Source organism: Actinomycetes bacterium (assembly GCA_036000965.1).
In the GTDB taxonomy this organism is placed as follows: domain Bacteria; phylum Actinomycetota; class CALGFH01; order CALGFH01; family CALGFH01; genus DASYUT01.
On the sequence record DASYUT010000264.1, the window covers coordinates 1 to 22,220 of the forward strand.

16 protein-coding genes and 1 pseudogene are annotated in these 22,220 nt (G+C 72.2%); 9 read left to right on the forward strand and 8 right to left on the reverse strand.

Features of this window, described 5'->3' with window-relative positions; all coding sequences use genetic code 11:
• Positions 1-240 precede the first annotated feature (240 nt).
• The gene (locus tag VG276_22885) at positions 241-474 is read right to left on the reverse strand and encodes an Lrp/AsnC ligand binding domain-containing protein (GenBank protein HEV8652156.1); all 234 of its coding nucleotides are present in this window, start codon (positions 472-474) and stop codon (positions 241-243) included.
• A 414-nt stretch (positions 475-888) separates the two neighbouring features.
• On the opposite strand from VG276_22885, the gene VG276_22890 reads away from it, so the two are divergent.
• Positions 889-1,506 (forward strand): hypothetical protein, encoded by a 618-nt coding sequence (locus VG276_22890; GenBank protein HEV8652157.1) that lies wholly within the window; start codon positions 889-891, stop codon positions 1,504-1,506.
• 52 nt (positions 1,507-1,558) lie between these two features.
• Here the strand turns inward: VG276_22890 and VG276_22895 are convergent, their stop codons facing one another.
• From VG276_22895 to VG276_22910, 4 genes and pseudogenes are all read right to left on the reverse strand, one after another.
• Positions 1,559-3,250: a GH3 auxin-responsive promoter family protein gene (locus tag VG276_22895; protein ID HEV8652158.1), complete on the reverse strand. Its 1,692-nt coding sequence runs from the start codon at positions 3,248-3,250 to the stop codon at positions 1,559-1,561.
• A gap of 21 nt (positions 3,251-3,271) precedes the next feature.
• Positions 3,272-4,456, reverse strand: a complete 1,185-nt coding sequence (locus VG276_22900) for an enolase C-terminal domain-like protein (protein HEV8652159.1) — start codon at positions 4,454-4,456, stop codon at positions 3,272-3,274.
• A 25-nt stretch (positions 4,457-4,481) separates the two neighbouring features.
• The gene (locus VG276_22905; GenBank protein ID HEV8652160.1) at positions 4,482-5,390 is read right to left on the reverse strand and encodes an alpha/beta fold hydrolase; all 909 of its coding nucleotides are present in this window, start codon (positions 5,388-5,390) and stop codon (positions 4,482-4,484) included.
• A gap of 106 nt (positions 5,391-5,496) precedes the next feature.
• A pseudogene (locus tag VG276_22910) lies at positions 5,497-6,439 on the reverse strand (fumarylacetoacetate hydrolase family protein).
• Positions 6,440-7,034: 595 nt separating this feature from the next.
• On the opposite strand from VG276_22910, the gene galT reads away from it, so the two are divergent.
• Positions 7,035-8,141: a galactose-1-phosphate uridylyltransferase gene (gene galT, locus VG276_22915; GenBank protein ID HEV8652161.1), complete on the forward strand. Its 1,107-nt coding sequence runs from the start codon at positions 7,035-7,037 to the stop codon at positions 8,139-8,141.
• Positions 8,131-9,291, forward strand: coding sequence for a galactokinase (gene galK / locus VG276_22920; protein HEV8652162.1), 1,161 nt, complete (start codon positions 8,131-8,133; stop codon positions 9,289-9,291). Before galT ends, galK begins: the two co-directional genes overlap by 11 nt.
• A gap of 106 nt (positions 9,292-9,397) precedes the next feature.
• Here the strand turns inward: galK and VG276_22925 are convergent, their stop codons facing one another.
• Positions 9,398-10,423 (reverse strand): ROK family protein, encoded by a 1,026-nt coding sequence (locus VG276_22925; protein ID HEV8652163.1) that lies wholly within the window; start codon positions 10,421-10,423, stop codon positions 9,398-9,400.
• Positions 10,424-10,859: 436 nt separating this feature from the next.
• On the opposite strand from VG276_22925, the gene VG276_22930 reads away from it, so the two are divergent.
• The 5 genes from VG276_22930 (at position 10,860) to VG276_22950 (ending at position 16,525) form a co-directional block, all read left to right on the forward strand.
• A complete protein-coding gene (locus VG276_22930) occupies positions 10,860-11,498 on the forward strand; it encodes a VTT domain-containing protein (protein HEV8652164.1) in 639 nt (212 codons plus the stop codon).
• A gap of 459 nt (positions 11,499-11,957) precedes the next feature.
• The gene (locus VG276_22935; protein HEV8652165.1) at positions 11,958-13,283 is read left to right on the forward strand and encodes an amidohydrolase family protein; all 1,326 of its coding nucleotides are present in this window, start codon (positions 11,958-11,960) and stop codon (positions 13,281-13,283) included.
• Positions 13,280-14,164 carry an LLM class flavin-dependent oxidoreductase gene (locus tag VG276_22940; GenBank protein ID HEV8652166.1) on the forward strand — a complete coding sequence of 295 codons (885 nt, stop codon included), beginning with the start codon at positions 13,280-13,282 and terminating at the stop codon, positions 14,162-14,164. The genes VG276_22935 and VG276_22940 overlap by 4 nt, the downstream gene beginning before the upstream one ends.
• Positions 14,165-14,981: 817 nt before the next feature.
• Positions 14,982-15,551: an RNA polymerase sigma factor gene (locus VG276_22945; GenBank protein ID HEV8652167.1), complete on the forward strand. Its 570-nt coding sequence runs from the start codon at positions 14,982-14,984 to the stop codon at positions 15,549-15,551.
• Positions 15,552-15,826: 275 nt separating this feature from the next.
• Entirely contained in the window at positions 15,827-16,525 is a 699-nt protein-coding gene (locus tag VG276_22950; GenBank protein HEV8652168.1) for a hypothetical protein, read from the forward strand.
• Positions 16,526-16,658: 133 nt separating this feature from the next.
• On the opposite strand, the gene VG276_22955 is transcribed toward VG276_22950, so the two are convergent.
• Both VG276_22955 and VG276_22960 read right to left on the reverse strand, forming a co-directional pair.
• Positions 16,659-17,174, reverse strand: a complete 516-nt coding sequence (locus tag VG276_22955) for a nitroreductase family protein (GenBank protein HEV8652169.1) — start codon at positions 17,172-17,174, stop codon at positions 16,659-16,661.
• Between the two features lie 210 nt (positions 17,175-17,384).
• The gene (locus VG276_22960) at positions 17,385-19,748 is read right to left on the reverse strand and encodes a phosphoketolase family protein (protein ID HEV8652170.1); all 2,364 of its coding nucleotides are present in this window, start codon (positions 19,746-19,748) and stop codon (positions 17,385-17,387) included.
• Between the two features lie 320 nt (positions 19,749-20,068).
• On the opposite strand from VG276_22960, the gene pta reads away from it, so the two are divergent.
• On the forward strand, positions 20,069-22,195 hold the full coding sequence (pta, locus tag VG276_22965) for a phosphate acetyltransferase (protein ID HEV8652171.1): 2,127 nt from the start codon (positions 20,069-20,071) through the stop codon (positions 22,193-22,195).
• Positions 22,196-22,220 lie beyond the last annotated feature (25 nt).

The window sequence follows — 22,220 nt, forward strand, 5'->3', positions numbered from 1 at the left end:
GAAGATCCCCGCCGAAAGGGCATGCGTGCGGTCAACGTGCGGCCCATGGACGCGCGCTAGGTTGCGCCGGCCGGCCACCGGCGTGTGCCGGTCGTTGGCCCACCAAGGCCACCGCTGGCCGTACCTCAAGCGCACAGCAGCGGTGGTCGGGGCGCACCCCGGGTTCGGGTTCTCGTCGCCGTGATGGCCGATGGGCGATGGGCACCCGGATGGGATGGGGTGGCGGTTGCGGTCGCGGCGCTATCGGCGGAGCACCGTGCAGGTCAGGGTGCGGGTGACACCGGCAATGGCCTGGATGCGGGAGACGACCAGCCTGCCCAGCTCGTCCATCCCGGGCGCCTGAGCCCGGGCGATGCTGTCGTAGGGGCCGGTGATGGCCTCGGCCCACTGCACCCCCTCGATGGCCCGGATTGCCTGGGTGACCTGGGCTGTCTTGCCGACCTCGGTCTGGATGAGCACGTACGCGCTGAGCATCTCGCGCTGACCTCCTGGCCTGGCCCCCCCCCGGCCAGGTCGGCGCCTGGCATCGCCTGTCCCGGGAGGTTGCGGGCGTATGCTACCCCAAGCCTGCCAGCCGGCCCCGGTGGCTGTCGCCTCGCGTCGCCTGATCGTCGTCCTGCTTGAGGACAGCGAGGAGCGCAGGCGAAAGGGAGCGCGGTGCGCTGCATGCTGCTCATCTCCACCAGCGAGGCCGACCGGCCGGCCTGGGCACCCCCGACGGGGACGCCGAGGCCACGGGCACGACGGATCCACGGCGAGGTCACCCAGCGCGGCGTGCCACGTCAACGCCGAGCACAGCATCGTGACCGGCTAAAGCTTGCCGCCCTCACGCAGTCTCGGTTTACTGTGGCGTTTCCGCAGGCGGCAGGCGACTTGGGAGGGTATCCGATGAAACCCGACGAGGAGCTGCTCGGCATCGTCGTACACAGCGGGGCGGTGCTCGCCTCGAGCAAGGGTGTGGTGGCCGCCCTTCGCCGCATCACGGCATTCCCTGCCGGACTCAGCCTTGATGCGGTCGTCCTTGCCCGTGACGTGCACGCCGAAGCTGCCACCCGGCGAGAGCACCAGGCAACAGCACAGCGAGCGGCTGAAGCCGGGGCCCAGCAGGAGCACGAGGCGGCAGCCCAGCAGGAGCACGACGCCGCCGGGCAGTGGGAACGCGAGACAGCCGCACAACCAGACCACCTCCACAAGCAGGCCATGATCGAGCGACCGCACCTGCCCCGCTTCGACCAGGGGGGCGAGCTCCGGTTGGCGGTCCTGACCCGCGGCGACGAGCCTCAGTGGCTGGACCCTTACCAGTCGTCCAGCTCAGGCAACGACACCCACTACCGCTTCGAAGCCTCCTACTGGACGGCACCCCTTCCCGTGGACGGCCTGCTCACGCTCGTCTGCGCCTGGCCGGAGGTCGGGCTCGGGGAGACCGTGACCGATATTCTGCTGCCCGACCTCGCGCTTCGCGCTGCCGGGGCACGTTCGCTGTGGGAGCTCGCACAGGAGACGTGAGGCCACACACTGTAGGCACGGCCATGCCACCGCCGGTGCGTCTCCTCTGGTGTCAGGCGGAGGTTCGCTCGCCGCCAACCAGATCCCGCTCGGCTTGGAACTCCGCAGCAAACGACGTGTCGCTGGTGAGGCGCAGGACCTTGAACTGGCCGTCGGCGCGCTGGCCTGTCTCGACCATGCGGCGGCGGTACCTGTCGTACTCGCCGGAGCGCACCACCCGGATGACCGGGGCGCCGTAGCGCAACGACTTCCTCTTCGTTTCATATTCGCTGTTCTGGTCCCCCAACGCCGCATCTACCCGGTCGACGAGCACCGAACCGTCCTGGTCGGTGATCGGGTCGTCGAACTCGGTCAGGAACACCAGCCGAGGGACTGTTCCGTCCACCAACTCGGCGACGGCTGCGATGAAGTGGTAGCGGCCTCGGAGCGCCGCCAGCGCCTCGTCGACCGCGGCGATGACCTGGGTCTCGTAGAGCTTCTCCCCGGTGAACGAGACGACCCCTTTGCCCTTCTGAAGAAACCGGATGAGCGGTGTCTGCTTGTAGAGCCCGACGACCTCGACGATGTCGTTCATGTCGTAGCGGTACAGCCCCGAGGCATTGGTGACGAAGACGAAATAGCGTTGCCCGACCTCCAGCCGCTCGACTGGCAGGAGCTCACGGCCCTGCGGCGCGCGGTCGTCGTCGGCGGGGTGGAACTCCAGCACGTTGGTGGCGACTGCGGCCACCCCGGCGTCGCCCTGGTCGCTCAAGGGGACCGATCCACGCAGCTCGGTGGCGTAGTAGCCGAGGTCCCTGACCGGCGGTCGTTGCGGGAAGTAGGTATCGAAGTTTGCGAGGTAGGCGCCGACCGTGCCGCCCTTCCAGCACCCGATGGCTGCGAGCTTCGGCCACGCCAGGCCCGGCCGGAGGACGCCGTCGCCGCTCGCGGCCGCCCGCTCCAGACGCCGCGCGCGCTCGGGATCGGGTCGCAGATGCAGCGACGCCCGAAGGCCTTGAGGGACGGCGAAGTCCGGGGAGAGGGAACCGTCGCGGACGTCGCGGATGATCGGCTCGGTGTGTCGAGCGAGCCGGTCGGCCAGCAGCACGACCGTGCTGGGGTTGACCGTGGCGATGCAGCTGATGTCCTGCCCGGCGGCCAGCCGCAGCAGCGTGTAGTACTTGGCCTCGTAGTCATCGATGGCGAACACCGGATAGGGCGCCGTGTAGATCGATTGGACGGGTTTGGGCATGGTGCGGTAGGCGTGGCCGGACTCGGCACCGCAGGGCGTGCCGTTGGGAGCGTACGACTCGATCTCGGGACTCACGACGCTGAGGAGTCTGCCGGCGACGATTCCGGGGTGGTCACGGTAGAGGGCGGACAGCCACAGCCACGTGAGGCGCGACTTGCTGCTCTTACCTTCGCGGGTCATCGGGATGTACTTGCGAGCTCCCGTCGTTCCGCTGGTGGTCGTGAACAGGACGGGCGGGTGCCTGGTCAGCTGGTTAGGCTGCCCGAGCATCGCCGCGTTGATATAGGGCTCGAGATCCTCGTAGCTCGAGATGGGAACCCGCTCCTGGAACTCTTCGAACGTCGTGATGCCACCAAAGCCGTGACGGCGGCCGAACTCGGTGTCGGCGTTCGTCCGCAGAATCTCGCGGAGCAGGCGGTGCTGCGACTCGGAGGGGGTGCGGCAGACGGTGGTGAACCGCTTCACCGTACGGGGCGCCGTCGCCCAGAGCAGCAGACGTCCTACTCGCGACATCGGTCGCTCCTTTCGCCGTCCCTACGAGATACGGGCCTCATCGACCGCCCATCGCTGGAGTATCGCCTGATCGACCTGGACACCCAGTCCGGCTCCCGGCGGGTGTCGCGGAGGGCGACCTCCGTAGCGGAACTGGACCGATGGCGAGACGGGGTCCTCCCGCAGCAGGTGCCGCCCGAAGCAGCCTTCGGCGTACCGCACCCCCGGCGTCAGCGGCGCCAGGGCTGACAGCAGCGTCACGTGCGCCGCCGACAGCAGCGAGGACTCCCCGACCTGGCAGCCGACCTGCAGCACCAAGCCGGCGTCCAGCGCTTCCCGGCACCGTGCGTGCGCCCCGACCAGGCCCCCGCACTTGGAGATCCGCACGTTCGCCCCGGTGCAGGCCCGGCGGCGGATGAGCGTCTGCAACGAGTCGCGGTCGGTCAGGCCCTCGTCGGCCACGATCCCCGCCGACGACTCGGCCACCAGCCGCGCCAGGCCGGCGAGGTCGTCGGCGGGGATCGGCTGCTCGAACGACTGAATCCCCACGGTGCGCAGCTCGCCGATGACCTCCAGTGCCTGCTCGACGCCCCATGCCATGTTGGCGTCGACCCGCAGGTCGACCCGACGGCCAAGCAGCCGCCGCGCCACCCTCGCCGCTTGGAGGGCGCCGTCGCGCTCGAGCTTGAGCTTGACCTGCGGGAAGCCGAAGGCGCGCATCTTGAGCAGCGACACCGCGTAGGGCCACCCTCGGCCGGCGGACACGACCCCGCTGTAGCGGTACCGCGCCAACGCCGCCGCTGCTGGCCTCTGGTCCCCTGCGCCGCCAAGCCAGGCCGGTTCGCTGGACGCCCTGCCGAACGCGTCGAGCAGCGCCAGGTCGACGCCACACCACGCCGACGACTGGGGGACGTCCGGGCGGACCCACTCCGGCGGGGCCTTGCCGTCGCACTTCTCCAGGAACGAGATGACCTCAGCCAGCGAGCCGAACGCCCGCCCTAGCAGCGCCGGCAAGATCACGTCACGAAGCAGCGCGAACGCCGTCTCGCGGCGCTCCCCCGAGACGTAGGCGCGGGGCAGCGACTCTCCCCAGCCCTCGACGCCGCCGTCCAGGCGTGCCCGGAGGAACAGGCTCTCGGAGGTGGTCCGCGCGGCAGCGGCGTGCCGGAAGGCGGCCTTGAAGGGAAGGTCGACCGCGAACAGCTGCAGCTCGGTCACCGTCGCCATCGAGGACCTCCCTGGGATGGAGACGTCATGGTCCAACCGCCGGGCGGGGCGAGCGGGGGGAGACCCGGGCCGACAGCCACGCCAGCATGTCGGCCAGATACTGAGCGCGATCCGGTTCGAAGTCCAAGGTGTGGCCGGCGCCGGGATACGCCAGGTAGGTCTTGTCCGCGACCCCGAGCCGCTCGAACCAGCGGCGCGTCCCCGCCACGTCCACCATGGCGTCGTCCTCGCCCTGGAGGACCAGCAGAGGAAGGTCCAGGCCCGCGGAGGCGCGCCGGCGGCGGCGGTCCAGCCGTGCGGTCTCCCAGAAGAACTGGGCCGTCGCCTCCAGGAGACGGAGCCGATCGGCTCGGATGAACTCGAGGTAGCGCGGGTTTGTCGTGTACAGCTCCGGTGTCAGCGGGATGGGGAGGCGAGCCGTCGGGGTGACCAGGTGCCCCACGACGACCCGGACCCGCCGTGCCGGCGAGAGGTTGACCCGGGCCAGCAGGCCGGGGCCGAGCAGCATCAGGCCCGACAGCCGCGCCGGTCGCAGCCAGGCGTAGACGACGCCGAGCTTGGCTGCCCAGCTCGAGGCGGCCAGGAACAGGGGCGTCCCCTGGTGCTCGGAGGCGACCAGCCCCACCACCTCCGCGACGTCGTCGAGCGCGCGCCCGTAGCGAGCCAGATGCCCCCGCGGGCCGCCGCTGCGGCCCGACCCGCGACGGTCGGGTGCATACACCGCCACGCCCTGCTGGCTGAGGTCGGCGGCCGTCTCACCGAACCAGCCACCGTGGCTGGCGATGCCGTGCAGGAACACGACGACTGCCCACGGTGGCGCCCGCCCGCTGGACCAGCGCAGACAGTGCAGGTCAACCCCGTCGCTGGCGGTGAGGAACCGGCTCTTGGCGTCCCCGCCGCCCAGCCCGCCCACCGGCGGGTCAGCACGCACCATGGTGACGGAACGCGCCGGCTACGTCGACGGCTGGGCGGCGCATGCTCGCATTGTCGACCGGCACCGCTTCGAGGTCAACGAGACCACGAGCCGCGGGGTTCGGTCCTCACGCACCGTCCCGGACGACGGTGCGCTGCGTTCCGAGGTCCAGCGCCCCGTCCTCGGTCGCGACCGACGCGGTGATCACGTCGCCCGCCTTGAGGTAGGCGGGATCGCGTTCCTGGCGGGAGAAGAACACCCGCCACTTGAGCGGCGTCGGCAGCAGGTCCCCCAGCTTCTCCACCACCACCGGGGGCGCGTGCAGGGCGGTACCCCCGGGCGTGCCGGTCAGGACCAGGTCGCCGGGGTCCAGCGGCTGGAACCGCGCCAGCAGGGTCAGCGCCGCCGCCGGCCGGGTGATCATGTCGGCCACCGTCCCGTCCTGCCGGAGCTCGCCGTTGACCCACAGCCGCAGCCGCAGTCCCGGCAGCCGGGGGAAGTCCTCCGGTTCGAGCAGGACCAGGCGGGGACCGGTGGGGGGTGAAGGTCGGATAGGACTTGCTCTCGTAGAACTGGCCCTTCTCCAGCTGCACGTCGCGGGCGCTGACGTCGTTGCACATGACCAGCCCGGCGACGTAGCGGGGCAGATCGGCGTCCGTCACGGTGGTCCCGATCCCAAGCGCCCGCCCGATGACCAGGCCGAGCTCGACCTCGTAGTCGAGGAGCCGCACGTGCCCGGGCCGGACGACGTCGTCGGTGGGTCCGCTGACCGACGCCGAGCTCTTGCGGAAGAACACCGCCGGGACGTCGTCGCCGAAGCCAGACTCGCGGGTGTGGCTGCGGTAGTTCACCGCCTGCGCCACCACCCTGCACGGCGCCGTGACCGGCGAGAGCAACGACAGCCCGCCGGCCGGCACACCTCCCTCAGTGGCCGAGGCCGCCGCGCGCACGGTCTCCAAGCCCTTGGCGAGGAGCACGGCGGTGCTGGGGAGCTCGGTGTCAACCGGAAACGCTTCGCTTCCGCGCTGGACGTACCAGCCTTCGGCGGTGCGAACGACGCTGATGCTCAGAAGCTGCCTCGCTTCGTATCGGTGGGGGCCGTCACGTCGGTGTCGCAAGCCAGAGCAGGCATCGCGCAGTGCGACCGCCTGTCCCGCAGGGCGAACCTCGCTCCCCACGGTGCACCCTGTGGCAGGGCAGGTGGTGTCCTGCCTCAGGACGGCGACATGGCGTTCACCGCCCAAGGCTATCCCTCGAAGCCGTCAGCCGCGCCGCGGCCCGGCGATGCCCATCGAGCGGAGGGACGGACGGCCGTCACGGGCGGGACGGCCGTCACGGGAGGGAGGGACGGACGGGACGGCCGTCACGGGAGGGAGGGACGGACGGACGGACGGACGGACGGCCGTCAGCGGTCCTCGCGGCGGAAGCGCGGGGCGTAGAGGGTGAGCGTTTGCGACCGTCGCCCCGGCCAGCTCAAGGCCATTGCGCGCGGGCAGGTCGTTGGCAAGGTCGGGTTCGCGTTGCGATGATGCTGCCGACCGTCGGCTGCTCGCCAACGTGCCGCCGCCGGAACCCTTCACCCCCGACAGCGGCTGAGGTGCACCGCTCCCGTCGGGAGCGCATGGACGCGGCAGCCTACGCGAACCGGGCCAGGAGGTGGTCGAGATGGCAGCGAACGTGACCAAGACGGCGATCCGGCTGGCGGACGGGCGCGAGCTGCTCTACTTCGACGACAAGCCGGGCATCGACCGCTCCCAGCCGGACCGGCGCAACCTTGCCGCGACTCGGACGGCGTCGGAGATCCGCTACGACGTCCTGGTCGACCAGTGGGTGGTGATCGCCGGTCACCGCCAGACCCGCACCCACCTGCCCCCGACGACCGAGTGTCCACTGTGCCCGTCCACGCCGGGTCGGCCGACCGAGATCCCCGCCGACGACTACGACGTGGTCGTCTTCGAGAACCGCTTCCCGTCGCTGTCGTATGGCATCGAGTCGGGGGTTGTGGACCCCCCTGCGGGGCAGACGGGTGACGGGGTGTTCCTTCGGCGGCCCGGCATCGGCCGTTGCGAGGTGGTGTGCTTCACCGCCGACCACGACACCTCGTTCGCGCAGCTGCCGCCGGAGCGCGTGGCCACTGTCCTTGAGGCGTGGACCGACCGAACCCGCGAGCTGTCCGTGCTGCCCGGCGTGGAGCAGGTCTTCGTGTTCGAGAACCGTGGGGAGGAGATCGGGGTCACCCTCTCCCACCCGCATGGGCAGATCTACGCCTACCCGTTCGTGGCACCGCGGGCGATGCGGATGGTCGGCACCGCCGAGCGGCACCGCGCCACCAGAGGGACGTGCCTGTTCTGCGTGGCGATCGTGGCCGAGGAGGCGGCCGCGGTGCGGGTGGTGGCGCGAACGTCCCATTGGGTCGCGTTCGTGCCGCACGCCGCGCGCTGGCCGTTCGAGGTGCACATCTACCCGCGGCGGCACGTGCCCGACCTGACCGCCCTCGACGAGACCGAGCGGGAGCAGTTCCCCGAGCTGTACCTGGACGTGCTGCACCGCTTCGACGGGATCTTCGGCACGAAGATGCCCTACATCGCCGGCTGGCAGCAGGCACCCGTGCGCGTCGGTCACGACCTGGGCCACTTGTTCCTGCAGGTCTTCTCGATCCGCCGGGCGCCGGGCAAGCTCAAGTACCTGGCCGCCAGCGAGTCGGCCATGGGCGTGTTCATCAACGACATCGCCCCCGAGCAGGCCGCAAAGCTGCTGCGCGATGCCGGCTGAGCTCGCCGCTGCGGCCCGAACCGTCCGGTCGGCCTTCGCCGAGCGCTTCGGCCGGCCACCAGATGGAATCTGGGCCGCGCCGGCCCGAGTCAACCTCATCGGCGAGCACACCGACTACAACGACGGGTTCGTCCTGCCGCTCGCCATCGACCGGCGCGTCACCCTCGCCGCCGCCCTGCGTCCCGGCGGCGTGCTCCGTCTCGTCTCCCTCGAGCGCGGGGAGCAGGAGCTCCGGCTCGCGGAGGTGCGGCCCGGCACGGTGGACGGCTGGGCCGCCTACGTCGCCGGCGCGGTGTGGTCGCTTGCGCTGGAAGGCGCCGAGGTCGGTGGGCTCGACCTGCTCCTCACCAGCGACGTCCCGGTCGGCTCCGGGCTGTCGTCCAGCGCCGCGGTCGAGTGCGCGACCCTGCTGGCGGCGCGCGACCTGTACAGCGGCCCGGAGGATCGGGTCCGGCTCGCGCTCGTCGCGCAGCGGGCGGAGAACGAGGTCGTCGGGGTCCCCTGCGGGATCATGGACCAGATGGCGTCGATGGCCTGCACGGCCAACCACGTGCTGCTGCTCGACTGCCGCTCGCTCGCCGCCGAACAGGTGCCGCTCACCCTGCACAGCGCGGGCCTGGTCCTGCTCGTGGTCGACACCAGGGTGGCGCACGCGCTCGTCGGCGGGGCCTATGCCGAGCGCCGCCGCGCCTGCGAGCAGGCGGCCCAGATCCTTGGTGTGGCGGCGCTGCGCGACGCCACCGAGGCGAGCCTCGAGGCGGCCAGCGAGCGGCTCGGCGACGTGCGCTACCGCCGAGCCCGGCACGTGGTGCAGGAGAACGCCCGCGTGCTCGCCGTGGCCGAGCTGCTGCGCCGGGGCCGGCCCGAGCTGGCCGGCCCAGCGTTGAACGCCTCGCACGCCTCGCTGCGCGACGACTACCAGGTCAGCGCCGCCGAGCTCGACACCGCGGTCGACGCGGCCCTGGCGGCGGGCGCACTGGGCGCCCGGATGACTGGCGCCGGGTTCGGCGGCTGCGCCCTCGCGCTCGCCCCTGCCGACGCGGCCGAGGAGGTCACCGCCGCGGTGACCGCGGCGTTCGCCGACCGGGGGTTCCGCCCGCCGGGAGTCTTTCGCGTCCACCCAGCCGACGGGGCGAGCAGGCTTGCATGAAGCTGCTCGTCACCGGCGGCACCGGCTCCGGTCACCGGCGGCACCGGCTCCGGTCACCGGCGCACCGGCTCCGGTCACCGGCGCACCGGCTACATCGGCACCGTGGTCACCGCTGAAGCGTTTCGCGCGCGGCGATCGCAGCCCCGCGCGCGCCCGCCATGTCCAGGTCGGGGACCAGCGCGAAGCTCGCCACCCGGGCCTGCTCCTCGCGCAGGGCGGTGTGCGCGCGCACCTTGGCCAGGAACCAGTCACGGAACCGCGGCGCGGTCTCGACCACGCCCCCGCCAACGAAGTAGGTGCTCGGGTCGGTAACGTTGGCGGCGATCGTGAACAGCCGTCCGAGCGCCATCGCCTGCTGCTCGAAGATCTTCAGAGCCAGCGGGTCTTCCTTCTCGCCGTAGGCGCGGACCAGCTTGGCGGCCTTGCCGACGGGCTCCACCCTGGCGAGGTCGTGGCCCTCGAACCGGGTCAACCAGTAGGGCAGCAGGTTCTTCTCGATCCCGGTCAGGGACGCGACGCTCTCGGCGTCGCCGACGAAGCCGCAGTTGCACTCGGGCAGCGGCTGCCCCTCGCCCAGCAGCCCCTGCATCGGGATCGGGACATGACCCAGCTCCCCGGCCATCCCGGCGGCGCCCCGCACGACCTTCCCGGCCTCGACCACGCCGCCGCCCAGCCCGGTGCCCACGATCGCCGAGACCGAGGAGTGCCGTCCCGCCTCGGCGCCGAAGCGCACGTGGTGGGCGTACAGCGCCGCGGCGTTGGCGTCGTTGTTGTAGACCACGGGCAGGCCCAGGCGGGTCTCGAGCGCGCCGCGGACGTCGAACCCGCGCCAGGCCGGCTGGGCGAAGTTCGTCGACCCCTTCGACGAGATGACGCCGTCCGCGCTCGCCGGGCCGGGAGTGTCCAGGCCCACGGCACGCACCGCCGACTTGGCCGTGCCGGTCAGCTCAAGGACGTGCACCAGCGCCTGGACGAGCGCCTCGACCGCGACGTCCGGGCCTTCCTGCACGGAGCTCGGGGTCTCGACCAGCCGATCCACCAGGAACGCCCCCGAGGCGTCGAGCACCGTGGCGTTGTTGGTGGTGCCGCCGTTGTCGAGGCCGACGACCACCCACGAATCAGGAGTCCGCATCCTTCCTTCCCTTGTCCGACTCCTCGACGTCCGACTCCTCGACGTCCGACTCCTCGACGGCAGGGTCCCCGACGGCAGGGTCCCCGACGCCCTGGGGCCTCGTGGCACGGCGGCAGTGCCGCCAACAGCTGTGCGTGCTTCGGGAGCCCATGAGCAGCCCGTCGCTCTGGCCCGTCGCTCTGTAGGATAGGCCGCACCGACAACCGGCGCTGTTGCGCGGGTCAGCACGAGCCATGCTCGCCGCAGCCCCTCACAACCCAGGGTTCCGAGCGGCGCATGCGGGAGGCCGGTGACGCCGGGAGGTTCTCGGCGAGGAGGCGCGGGTAGTCGACCGCGACCGATGTCGTCGGAGGGGGCGCGCGGCGGGTAGTCGACCGCGACTGACCGCGATCGTCGGACTGGACCGCGATCGCCGGACTGGAAGGGAGTGCGGAGCGTGCATCTGAGCACCTGGCTTGATCCCAAGCACCTGCTCAACACCTTTGGCCTCGCCGGCGTCGCGGCGATCGTGTTCGCCGAGTCCGGCCTGCTGGTCGGGTTCTTCCTGCCAGGTGACAGCCTGCTGTTCACCGCCGGGATCCTCGCCGCCGCCGGCAAGCTCAGCTTCCTCCTGCTGCTGCCCATCGCGTTCCTGGCCGCCGCCGCGGGCGACAGCGTCGGCTACGCATTCGGGGCGCGCGCCGGGTCCTCCGTGTACCGGCGCCCGGACTCGCGCGTGTTTCGCCGCGAGCATCTCGAGCGGGCAAGGGACTTCTACGCCCGGCGGGGGGCGAGCACGATCGTGCTCGCCCGCTTCATCCCCTATGTGCGTACCTTCGCGCCCATCGTGGCCGGTGCGGCCAAGATGCCCTATCGGCGCTTCGTCGCCTTCAACCTGCTTGGAGCGCTGCTGTGGGGGGTCGGTGTGCCAACCGCCGGCTATACCCTCGGGCGCACCATCCCCTCCATCGACCGCTATCTCCTTCCCGTGATCGCAATGGTCGTGGTCGCCTCGCTCCTCCCGATCGTTTGGGAGGCCGTCCGAGCCCGCCGCCGCGCACGAGACCGTCACTCCAGCGACCTGCCAACCAGGTGAGGGTACGGCTGGACGCCCGCGCCCATGCCAGCGGGCCGCGACGCCATCAGCCAGCGCGGTCGCGGTTGGCCTGTGTTGGCTCCTGGGCAGCAGCGAGCGGCTGTGCTACAGCAGGCATGGAGATGCGTACGAGGGAGGCAGCGATGAAGAAGATGGCTGTGGCACTGGTTGTGCTTGCGGCGGTCCTTTCCCCACCTCGGCGTCGGCGGGACTGTGGAGCTCCAGCGTCCCGTTCGCCAATCAGGTCGCAAGCTCGCCGTTCAAGGCGGGTGGCTACCCGGTCCCGGCGGGGCAGACGGCCCCGGATCCGGGTACCTGCCGGCTCGGTGACTACGACGCCAACCGCTCCGAGTCCTGGATCGCGGTGAAACCCGGCACCGAGGACCTGGTGGGAACCTCCAAGGTCTTCTTCGAGAAGTTCAGCGCCGCCACGCTGCCACAGGGGGTGACGGCAACAGGATGGGGCGGCCCGCTCTGACCCTGTGGGGTGCACGGCTCATCGATGGGCGCGGCCGCAAGGTGCGCGAGCGGGCCAGCGTCACGATCGCGGGCGGCAGGATCACCGAGGTCGCCGACGCCACCGGCGAGCGACCGCCGGACGGCGCGGTCGACCTCGGCGGCCGTACGCTGCTGCCCGGGCTGATCGACGCGCACGTGCACCTGTCCAGCGACGTCGCTCGTAGCCCGGGCTTCGGGCCGCCGCCGCCGCGCAAGGGTGAGCCGCCCAGGCCGCGCGCACTCGGCTACTTCGTGCTCGCCAACAGCGCCCAGGCGTTCCTGCGGGCGGGCATCACCACCGTGCGGGACGTCGGCAGCTACGACGACGAGGCGCTGGTGCTGCGGGAGGCGATCCGGCTCGGGCTCCTCGACGGGCCCCGGGTGCTGAGCTGCGGGCGGATCCTGTCTGCCACCGCTCCTGGCGGTCGGGTCTTCGCAACCATGTACCGGGAGGCCGACGGTCCAGACGAGCTGCGCAAGGCCGTCCGGGAGCAGCTGCGCCGCGGCGCCGACTTCGTCAAGGTGATGGCGACCGGTGCCCGTTCGGTGCTGGGCGAGGACCCCGAGCCGGCGCAGCTCACCCGGCCGGAGCTACGGGCGGTCGTCGAGGAGGCTCATCGCATGGGGCGGCGGGTGGCGGCCCATGCCGAGGGCCTGGGTGGGGCGCGGCTTGCCGTGGAGGAGGGCGTGGACACCATCGAGCACGGCCTGTCGCTGCACCGCGCGCCCGAGCTGCTGGAACGCATGGCCGAGCGGGGCATCGTGCTGGTCCCCACGCTGTCGACCTTCCATGACCTTGCCGAGCGGTTCGCCGACGAGTTCTCCCCGGTGCTGGTCGCGCAGGCCAAGCGCCAGCGCGAGGAGGCCTACCGCACACTGGCGGCGGCCAGGCGTGCCGGGGTGGTGCTCGCGATGGGCCATGACAGTGGGCCGCCCGGCGACGACGCTGTGGAGCTGGTCCGCATGGTCGAGGGCGGGCTGTCGCCGGTGGAGGCCATCGCCGCGGCCACCAGCGGTGCCGCTCAGGCACTGGGCCTGCAGGACGATGCCGGTGTGGTCGCGGCGGGCAGGGTGGCCGACCTGGTGGTCGTCGACGGCGATCCGCTCGCAGACATCGGGGTCCTCACCGATCCAGCGTCGCTCTGGCTGGTCCTGCTGGCTGGCCGCCCGGTGGCCGGCCGGGCCGTCGAGGGCGGCGAGGATGGCGGGTTGGCGCGCTGGACAAGAGACCTGGGCAGCGCGGCAACTCCTCCCGCGCCAACCATGTCGTCCTGGCCAAAGCCATGACCGACCACGGCCGCGAGGTGAGGTTCGGCTACTTCCTGATCCCCAACGCCACCGATGCGCTGCTGCCCACCGCACAGGAGGTCGAGCGGCTGGGGTTGGACTACATCGGCATCCAGGACCATCCCTACCAGCGCCGGTTCGTCGACACCTGGACGCTGCTCGCCATGATCGCCGCGACGACCGCGCGGGTCGGCCTGTTTCCCGACGTGGCCAACCTGCCGCTCCGGCCGCCCGCGGTGCTGGCCAAGGCGGCCGCGAGCCTGGACGTGCTCAGCGGCGGCCGGTTCGAGCTCGGGCTCGGCGCGGGCGGCTTCTGGGACGCGATCGAGGCCTTCGGCGGCCCGCGGCGCAGCCCCGGCGAGGCCTATGCTGCCCTGGCCGAGGCCATCGAGGTGATCCGCAAGGTGTGGAGCGGCGAGCGGAACCTCCGCTTCGAGGGAGCGCACTACCGGCTGGCCGGTGCGCAGTCCGGACCGGTGCCGGCGCACCCCATCGGTATCTGGCTGGGGGTGTACGGGCCCAGGGCGCTGAAGCTGGCCGGGCGGGTCGCCGACGGCTGGGTGCCATCCTTCCGGGGCGAGCTGAACCCTCTCCTCGAGATGGCTGCCCGGCTGGATGAGGGCGCGGCAGAAGCAGGACGCGACCCGGGGGAGCTTCGCCGGGTGCTCAACGTCGGCGGTGCCATCACCGATGGTGCCTCAGAGGGCGTCCTGCGGGGCCCGGTGACGCAGTGGGTGGATGAGCTGACCGCGCTGGTGGTCGAGCACGGCTTCGACACGTTCGTCCTTTGGGCCGAGGGGCCCGGCCAGCTGTCGCGGTTCGCCGAGGAGGTCGTTCCGGCGGTACGGGCCCAGGTGGCCAAGCAACGCGCCGCAGGCTGATCCACCTGGGTAGGCTGGCGCTGGAACGACCAAGTTCGTCGGCCGGCGAGCCCAAAGCATGCGGTCCGTTCCAGGTCCAATGGTCGGAGGCGCCGTGGCCGCCCGACCCACAACGCCAACCTGCCACGACGGTCGGTTGATCCCTCAGGAGGAGCGTCTCCCCGTCCATCATCGCCTCCCCTGTGGTCTTGGCGCGCCACCGCACGAGCCTGCTCGGCTGCGCGGGCTCGAGCGAGCTGGATGGTGGGGCAGGGCGGGGCCACCCTCCCCACAGGGCACTCACGCAGCCCTGCCCCACCAGGTGGGCGCCTCCGCTGGACGCTCGTCGGGGGCGCGCCCACGGTGGTCTGCGACGGTCGACGTCTCGGGCACAACCGTCTCGGGCATAACAACCGTCGCCGCCGCCGGGAGCGTTACACGCCGCTGCTGGACCCGTCAGCCGCTCGACGGCTGCCACGGCCTGCGGTCGGTGGGCGGTAACGGTCTGGGGTCGCTCGACGCTCCTGGAGGCAGGACGGTGCTTGGCGACAGCTTGGCCCGTCTCGGCCCGGTGCCGCTCTGGCACCCCCTCAGCACGGCACCGGGCCATCGCAAGGCGCCGCCACCCGAGAACGGGGACGCCGAGCCTGGCGCCCGTCCCGGGTGGTGCCCGCCTTGGAGACTGGACCGTCCTACAAGGGGAGCTCATGCGCGCCTGCAGGGCGGCCAGCGCGTCGCCGGCCATCACTGGTGCGGCGGCACCGGTCGCGGGCGTCCCCGGCGCCCCGGGAATCGGCGCCCCGGGGTCGACGTGCCGGGTCGTGCCCCGGACGGCACGATGATCGGGTCGTCGTTCCCCAGCGTGCTCGCGGCCGCCCAACGCGGGGACGAGCAGGCGTTCGCCGCCCTGTGGCGGGACCTGCAGCCAGCGCTCCTGCGCTACCTGCGGGTGGCCGCGCCGGCGGCGGCCGAGGACCTGGCCGCCGAGACCTGGCTGGGCGTGGTCCAGGGGCTCGAGCGCTTCGAGGGCGACGAGCAGGGCTTTCGGTCCTGGGTGTTCACCCTGGCCCGGCACCGGGCCGTGGACTGGCACCGTTGGGTGGCGCGCAGACCGCCTGTGTCGGTGCCAGTCGAGCTGCTCGACGAACGGGCAGCGCCCGACGACCCCGCCGCCACAGCCCTGGAGGCGTTGTCGACCCGCGACGCGCTCATGCTGATCGCCGGGCTCCCCGATGACCAGGCCGAGGTGGTGGCGCTGCGGGTGATCGCCGGCCTGGACGTGGCGGAGGTGGCCAGGATCGTCGGCAAGCGCCCAGGCACCGTCCGCGTGCTGGCTCACCGCGGGCTGCGCCGGCTCGCCCAGCGGCTGGAACCGATCGTCTTGGCGCACCGGAGCGTAACGCCATGAGCGGCGAGGACGCTGTTCCAGCCGACATGTGCCGACTGCTTCGCTTGCTTGGGTGCGCCCCCCCTGTCCTGGACCAGGACACCGCCGACCGGCTCCTGGCCGGACGGCTGGACCCTGCCGACGCCCCACCCGGGTACGCCGGGGTGGCCAGGCTGCTAGCCGCGGCCACCGCCCCTGCGACTTCGGACGAGCTGGCCGGTGCAGCAGCAGCTACCGCCGAGTTCGCGGCTGTAATGCGCTCGACTCCCCCTACCCACGTCCCCCGGAGGGCACCAATGCCCAGCAAGCTGCTCAGCCTCAAAGCGGCCGCCGCCGCGCTCGTGGCCGTGTTGTCGATCGGCGGCGTCGCCGCCGCCACCGGCCTCCTCCCGGCCCAGCGGGCGGCCGACCAGGCGTCCACCACCTCGCGCGGCGCCGCGGACGGCCGCGCCCAGCGCCCCGCCGCGGTGGACGACACGCGTGCCGGCGAGGCCGCCCTGGGCGGTCTGTGCCGGGCCTACCTGGCCGGGCAGGGCGGCAGCAACGGCAAGCGGGAGGACTCGCCGGCGCTCCGGGCCCTGGCCGCCGCGGCCGGCGGCGCCGACAAGATCGCCACCTACTGCCAGAGCATCGCACTGGCCAGCACCGATGCCGGCGGGCAGGGCCGGGCAGGGGCCACGGGACCGGACGCCAGCGGGGCAGCCAAGGACGGACTGTGCCGGGCCTACCTGGCCGGGCAGGGCGGCAGCAACGGCAAGCGGGAGGACTCGCCGGCGCTCCGGGCCCTGGCCGCCGCGGCCGGCGGCGCCGACAAGATCGCCACCTACTGCCAAGGCACGGCACCGGGCGGCTCGGCCGGCTCGGCCACCCACCCGCAGGGGCAGGGCGCCCCCCCGAGCACCGTCCCTGCCCTTGGCCCCGGCCAGGGCCAAGGGCAGGGCGCCCCCCCGAGCACAAGCCAGGGCCAGGGGCAAGGCGGACCGGCCACCAGCTAGCCAGCCACCTCTCCTCTGGCCACCCCGCGCCTGGCTCGCCAGGCGCGGGGTGGCCAGCTCCCGGTCGACAGTCGACAGGTAGTGGCACGCTGGCGTGGGTAGTGGCACCGCTGCCGTGGCATGAGGCGCACCGCTACCAGTGGCCGCGGTGGACGACGTCCTCGAAGGGGCGCCGGTTGGGCCGCTGGATCGGTGTGAGCGGGCGGTCAGCCGGATAGCCGAGCGCGACCAGCCAGGCGCAGAAGCGGTCCTCGGGCAGGCCGAGGACACGCCGGGCCAGCGGCTGATCGGTCACCGCGGCGTGGCCGCTGCCGATGCCGAGGTCGGCTGCTGCCAGCATGATGCTCATCGTGGCTTGGCCGAGGTCGTACTGGATCGACTCGCGCGTGCCCGGGTCATCCGACTCCGGGGCCACCAGGGCGATGGTCGCCGCCGAGACGGCGACGTGCCCGGCGTAACGCCACACACGCGAGAGGTCCTGCAGCTGGGCCCGGTCGGTACAGACGACGAAGTCCCACCGCTGCTGGTTGGAGGAGGACGGCGAGCGCCGCGCCGCCTCGAGGACCCGGTCCAGCTCCTCCCGCCCGATCGGTCGGTCGGCGTAGGTCCGGACGTTGCGCCGGGACCTGATCGCATCCCACGTCTCCACCGCTACCCCCTCGGTCGCTCGCCTGCCGTTGCCCGGGAGCTTCCCACAGCACGCGCCTGTCCCGGGCGGGCGACCGGTGGTCCGGTGGGCGGGCGACCCGTGGGCGGGCGACCCGTGGGCGGGCGACCGAGATCGAGGGGGTAGCGGGCAGGTCGAGGTCCAGGCGGCCTGATGCACCGGGTCGGTCACCGGCCTGACGCACCGGGTCGGTCACCGGCCCGGCCACGTCCAGTCGCGCACCTCCGGCATGTCCTGCAGGTACTCGACCTTGTAGCGGTGGTGCCGTTCGAGCTGTGCGTTGCAGTGGTCGACCAGCCGCTGCGCGCCCTCGGGCGCGCGCCGCGAGCGGCGCACCGCCTCGAGCGCCAAGTGGTACCGGTCCACCCCGTTGAGCACCACCATGTCGAACGGCGTGGTGGTCGTCCCCTGCTCGTTGAAGCCGCGGACGTGGAAGCGGTCCGGGCGAGGGCGGCCGTGCAGCAGCTGATGCAGGGCGTTCTGGTAGCCGTGGAACGCCACGACCACGTCGGTGTCGCGGGTGAACAGCCGCACGAACTCCTCCGGGGCCATGCCGTGGGGGTGCTCGTCGGGGTGGGCCAGGGTCATCAGGTCGACCACGTTGACCAGGCGCACGCGCAGGTGCGGCAGGAACTCGCGCAGCAGCGCGGCCGCGGCCAGGGCCTCCTGGGTCGGGATGTCGCCGGCGCCGGCGAGCACCACGTCCGGGTCCTGGTGGGCGTCGGTGGAGGCCCAGCCCCAGATGGAGGCCCCCCGGGCGCAGTGTGCGCGCGCGGCGGCCATGTCGAGGTACTGGAGCTGTGGCTGCTTGTCGATCACGATCAGGTTGACGTAGTCGCGGCTGCGCAGGCAGTGGTCGGCCACCGACAGCAGGCAGTTGGCGTCGGGTGGCAGGTAGACGCGCGTGACCGTGCCCTTGAGGGCCAGCACGGTGTTGACCAGGCCCGGTCCCTGGTGGGAGAAGCCGTTGTGGTCGTTGCGCCAGCACGTCGAGGTCAGCAGGATGTTCAGCGACGGCACCGGCGCGCGCCAGTCGAGGCCCTCGGCGCCCTCGAGCCACTTGGCGTGCTGGATGGTCATCGACGCCGAGACCATCGCGAACGCCTCGTAGGTGACGAAGATGCCGTGGCGGCCAGTGAGCAGGTAGCCCTCCAGCCAGCCCTGGCAGAGGTGCTCGCTGAGCACCTCGAGCACCCGGCCGTCAGGAGAGAGGTGCTCGTCGCTGTCGACGACCCGCCCGGTCCAGCAGCGGTTCTCGACCTCCAGCACCGGGTCGAGCCGGTTGGAGCTCAGCTCGTCCGGGCAGAACAGGCGGAAGTCGCGCTGCCCGGCGTTCTTGGCGAACACGTCGCGCAGCAGCACGCCGAGGCGGCGGGTGGACTCGGCCCGCTCGGCCCCGGGGCGCTCGACGTCGACGGCGTAGTCGCCGTAGTCGGGCAGGTCCAGGGGCACGGCGAGCTTCCCTCCGTTGGCGTGCGGGTTGGCACCCATGCGGCACTCCCCCACCGGGGCGAGCGCCGCGAGGCGGTCCTCCAGGCGGCCGTGGCGGTCGAACAGGCGCTCGGGCCGGTAGGAGCGCATCCACGCCTCGAGCTGGCGCAGGTGGGCCTCGTTCTCCCGCACCTCGGGAAGGGGCACCTGGTGGGCGCGGAAGGTCCCCTCGACCGGATGGCCGTCGACCTCCTTGGGCCCGGTCCAGCCCTTCGGGGTCTCCAGCACGATCGCCGGCCACGCCGGCACGCCCTGGAACCCGCGCTCGCGGGCGTCCCGCTGGAACGTGCGGATCGCCCGCCAGCACTCGGCGAGCGTGGCGGCGAAGTCGCGGTGGACGGTGCGCGGGTCGTCGCCGGAGACCACGAGCGCTTGGTAGCCGTGGGCCTCGAGCAGCCGGCTGGCGGCGTCCCGGCCGGCCCGGCCGAGGACCGTGGGGTTGGCGATCTTGTAGCCGTTCAGGTGCAGGATCGGCAGCACCGCGCCGTCGCGGACCGGGTTGGTGAAGCGGAGCGACTTCCACGACCCCTCGAGCGGGCCGGTCTCGGCCTCGCCGTCGCCGACCACGCACGCCACCAGCAGGTCGGGATTGTCGAAGGCGGCGCCGAACGCGTGTACCAGCGCGTAGCCGAGCTCGCCACCCTCGTGGATCGACCCGGGGGTGGGCACGCTCACGTGGCTGGGGACGCCGCCCGGCGTGGAGAACTGGCGGAAGAGCCGGCGCATGCCGGCTTCGTCCCGCGAGACCGCTGGGTAGATCTCCGAGTAGGTCCCCTCCAGGTACACGTTGGCGACCACCGCCGGGCCGCCGTGCCCGGGGCCGGCGATGAAGATCGCGTCCACGTCCTCGGCCTGGATCAGCCGGTTCAGCTGCGCGTACACCAGGCTCAGGCCGGGCGAGGTCCCCCAGTGGCCGAGCAGCCGCGGCTTGATGTGCTCGGGGCGGAGCGGCTCGCGCAGCAGCGGGTTGTCCTGCAGGTAGATCTGCCCGACGGTGAGGTAGTTGGCCGCGTTCCAGTAGTCGACAACCTGGTCGAGTTGCTCGTCGGGGAGCGCCTCAGGCATGCGTCGGCCCCTTTCGATGGCAGGACGGCGTGGATGCCAGCACGGGTACCCGGCCGGCGGCGGCGCTACTCCGGCAGAGACCGGCCCCGGCAGAGACCGGCCGCTCGCGGCGGCCTCCACCGGGCTCGAGGAACCCCGCTCGACGAGCCTTTACGTCATCGCGTCGAGCGACGCAGCCGCCTCCACCGGGCTCGAGCAACCGCCAAGGTTTCGGCCTCGGGCTGTGGCAGTACCCTCAAGGCAGTACCCTCAAGGCAGTACCCTCAAGCTACGGCCGGCCACGGAACCGGAGTGAAGCGCAACGAGAGGGCGTGCCGACGATGGATCCGCCACGAGGCGAGACAGCCCGCAGCGTCTACCTCACCTCGATCGAACCGGGCAGCGGCAAGTCGGTCGTGGCCCTCGGCCTGATGGAGATGCTGTCCCGGCGGCTCGGACGCGTGGGCTACTTCCGTCCCGTGGTCGCCTCGGCCGACGTGCCCGACAACGACATCGAGCTGATGCGCCGCCGCTACCGGCTCGCCCAGAGCTACTCCGACTCCTTCGCGGTGACCATGGACGACCTGCGCGCGCTGAGCGACCGCGGGCAGTACGACGTGCTGCTCAAGCGCATCGTGGAGGCGTTCCGGCGGCTGCAGCGGGCCAGCGACCTGGTGCTGGTCGAGGGCGGTGACTTCACCGGGGCGTCCCGGGCGCTGGAGTTCGACTTCAACGCCGACGTGGCCAACCACCTCGGCTGTGTGGTCCTGCCCGCGGTCAACGGCAGCAGGGATACCGCCGACGGGGTGCTCGACGCGGCCCGGCTGGCCCACGGGTCGCTGGTCGGCCGGGGCTGCACGATCCTCGCCACGGTGTGCAACCGGGTCGATCCGATGGTGGCCGGCGAGGTGCGCCGGCGGCTGCCCGAGGCCATCGGCGACGAGCCCGGGTACGTGCTGCCTGAGGAGCCCACGCTGGCCGCGCCCACGGTGGCAGAGGTCGCCCGGGCCCTGCCCGCGCGCTACCTGCAGCCCGGGGAGGGCGCCGCCGCGGCCAGCGTGCGGCGCGAGGTCCGCGGCGTGATCGTCGGGGCGATGAGCCTGCCCCACTTCCTCGAGCACCTCAGCGACGGCGACCTGCTCATCACCCCGGGTGACCGGGCCGACCTGATCGTCGGCAGCCTGGCCGCCCGCTTGTCCGACACCTACCCGGACGTGGCCGGGCTGCTGCTCACCGGCGGGCTCACGCCCGAGCCGTCGGTCCTCAAGCTGATCGACGGGCTTGGCGCGGCCAGCCTGCCGGTGATCGCCGTGGACAGCGACACCTACCAGACGGCCACCGCCGTCGGCGGCGTGCGCGGGGAGCTCACCCATGACAACGAGGGCAAGATCGCGACCGCGCTGCGGCTGTTCGACGAGCAGGTGGACGCCTCGACGCTCCTGAAGCGGATCGAGGTGACCCGCTCGACCCGGGTGACGCCGCTGATGTTCGAGCACAAGCTGATCGAGCGGGCCAAGGCCGACCGCAGGCACATCGTGCTGCCCGAAGGGGACGACGACCGCATCCTGCGCGCGGCCGACCAGCTGCTGCGGCGGGGCGTGGTCGACCTCACCGTGCTCGGCGAGGAGACCGCGGTCCGCCACCGCGCGGCCGCCCTCGGCCTGGACCTCGGCGAGCTGCGCACCGTCGACCCGTCCAGCTCCGAGTGGCGCGACGACTTCGCCCAGACCTACTACGAGCTGCGCAAGCACAAGGGCGTGGGGCTGCCGCTGGCCCGCGACACGATGGCCGACGGGTCGTACTTCGGCACGATGATGGTCTACAAGGACCTGGCCGACGGGATGGTGTCTGGCGCGGCCCACACCACGGCCCACACGATCCGCCCGGCCTTCGAGTTCATCCGCACCGCTCCCGGCGTCTCGGTGGTGTCCAGCGTGTTCTTCATGGCCCTGGCCGACCGGGTGCTGGTGTACGGCGACTGCGCGGTCGTGCCCAACCCGAACGCCGAGCAACTGGCCGACATCGCCATCTCGTCGGCGGAGACCGCGGCCAAGTTCGGGATCGAGCCGCGCGTCGCGATGCTCTCCTACTCGACCGGCGAGTCAGGGTCGGGCACCGATGTCGACAAGGTCCGCGAGGCGACCAGGATCGCCCGGGAGCGCCACCCGGACCTGCTCATCGAAGGACCGATCCAGTATGACGCCGCCATCGACCCGGACGTCGCCCGGACCAAGCTGCCCGACAGCGCCGTCGCGGGGCGGGCGACGGTGTTCGTGTTCCCGGACCTGAACACCGGCAACAACACCTACAAGGCGGTGCAGCGGTCGGCGAACGCGGTCGCCATCGGGCCCGTGCTCCAGGGTCTGCGCAAGCCGGTCAACGACCTGTCCCGGGGCGCAACCGTGGCCGACATCGTCGACACCGTGGCGATCACCGCGATCCAGGCCCAGGAAGGCGCGGCCGGATGAGCAGGGTGCTGGTGCTCAACACAGG

What these genes read in the sequence shown, in the direction of transcription:
- VG276_22885 (HEV8652156.1), bottom strand. Translation starts at nt 474, where the DNA reads ATGCTCAGCGCGTACGTGCTCATCCAGACCGAGGTCGGCAAGACAGCC.
- VG276_22890 (HEV8652157.1), top strand. Translation starts at nt 889, where the DNA reads ATGAAACCCGACGAGGAGCTGCTCGGCATCGTCGTACACAGCGGGGCG.
- VG276_22895 (HEV8652158.1), bottom strand. Translation starts at nt 3,250, where the DNA reads ATGTCGCGAGTAGGACGTCTGCTGCTCTGGGCGACGGCGCCCCGTACG.
- VG276_22900 (HEV8652159.1), bottom strand. Translation starts at nt 4,456, where the DNA reads ATGGCGACGGTGACCGAGCTGCAGCTGTTCGCGGTCGACCTTCCCTTC.
- VG276_22905 (HEV8652160.1), bottom strand. Translation starts at nt 5,390, where the DNA reads ATGGTGCGTGCTGACCCGCCGGTGGGCGGGCTGGGCGGCGGGGACGCC.
- galT (HEV8652161.1), top strand. Translation starts at nt 7,035, where the DNA reads ATGGCAGCGAACGTGACCAAGACGGCGATCCGGCTGGCGGACGGGCGC.
- galK (HEV8652162.1), top strand. Translation starts at nt 8,131, where the DNA reads ATGCCGGCTGAGCTCGCCGCTGCGGCCCGAACCGTCCGGTCGGCCTTC.
- VG276_22925 (HEV8652163.1), bottom strand. Translation starts at nt 10,423, where the DNA reads ATGCGGACTCCTGATTCGTGGGTGGTCGTCGGCCTCGACAACGGCGGC.
- VG276_22935 (HEV8652165.1), top strand. Translation starts at nt 11,958, where the DNA reads ATGGGGCGGCCCGCTCTGACCCTGTGGGGTGCACGGCTCATCGATGGG.
- VG276_22940 (HEV8652166.1), top strand. Translation starts at nt 13,280, where the DNA reads ATGACCGACCACGGCCGCGAGGTGAGGTTCGGCTACTTCCTGATCCCC.
- VG276_22945 (HEV8652167.1), top strand. Translation starts at nt 14,982, where the DNA reads ATGATCGGGTCGTCGTTCCCCAGCGTGCTCGCGGCCGCCCAACGCGGG.
- VG276_22950 (HEV8652168.1), top strand. Translation starts at nt 15,827, where the DNA reads ATGCCCAGCAAGCTGCTCAGCCTCAAAGCGGCCGCCGCCGCGCTCGTG.
- VG276_22960 (HEV8652170.1), bottom strand. Translation starts at nt 19,748, where the DNA reads ATGCCTGAGGCGCTCCCCGACGAGCAACTCGACCAGGTTGTCGACTAC.
- pta (HEV8652171.1), top strand. Translation starts at nt 20,069, where the DNA reads ATGGATCCGCCACGAGGCGAGACAGCCCGCAGCGTCTACCTCACCTCG.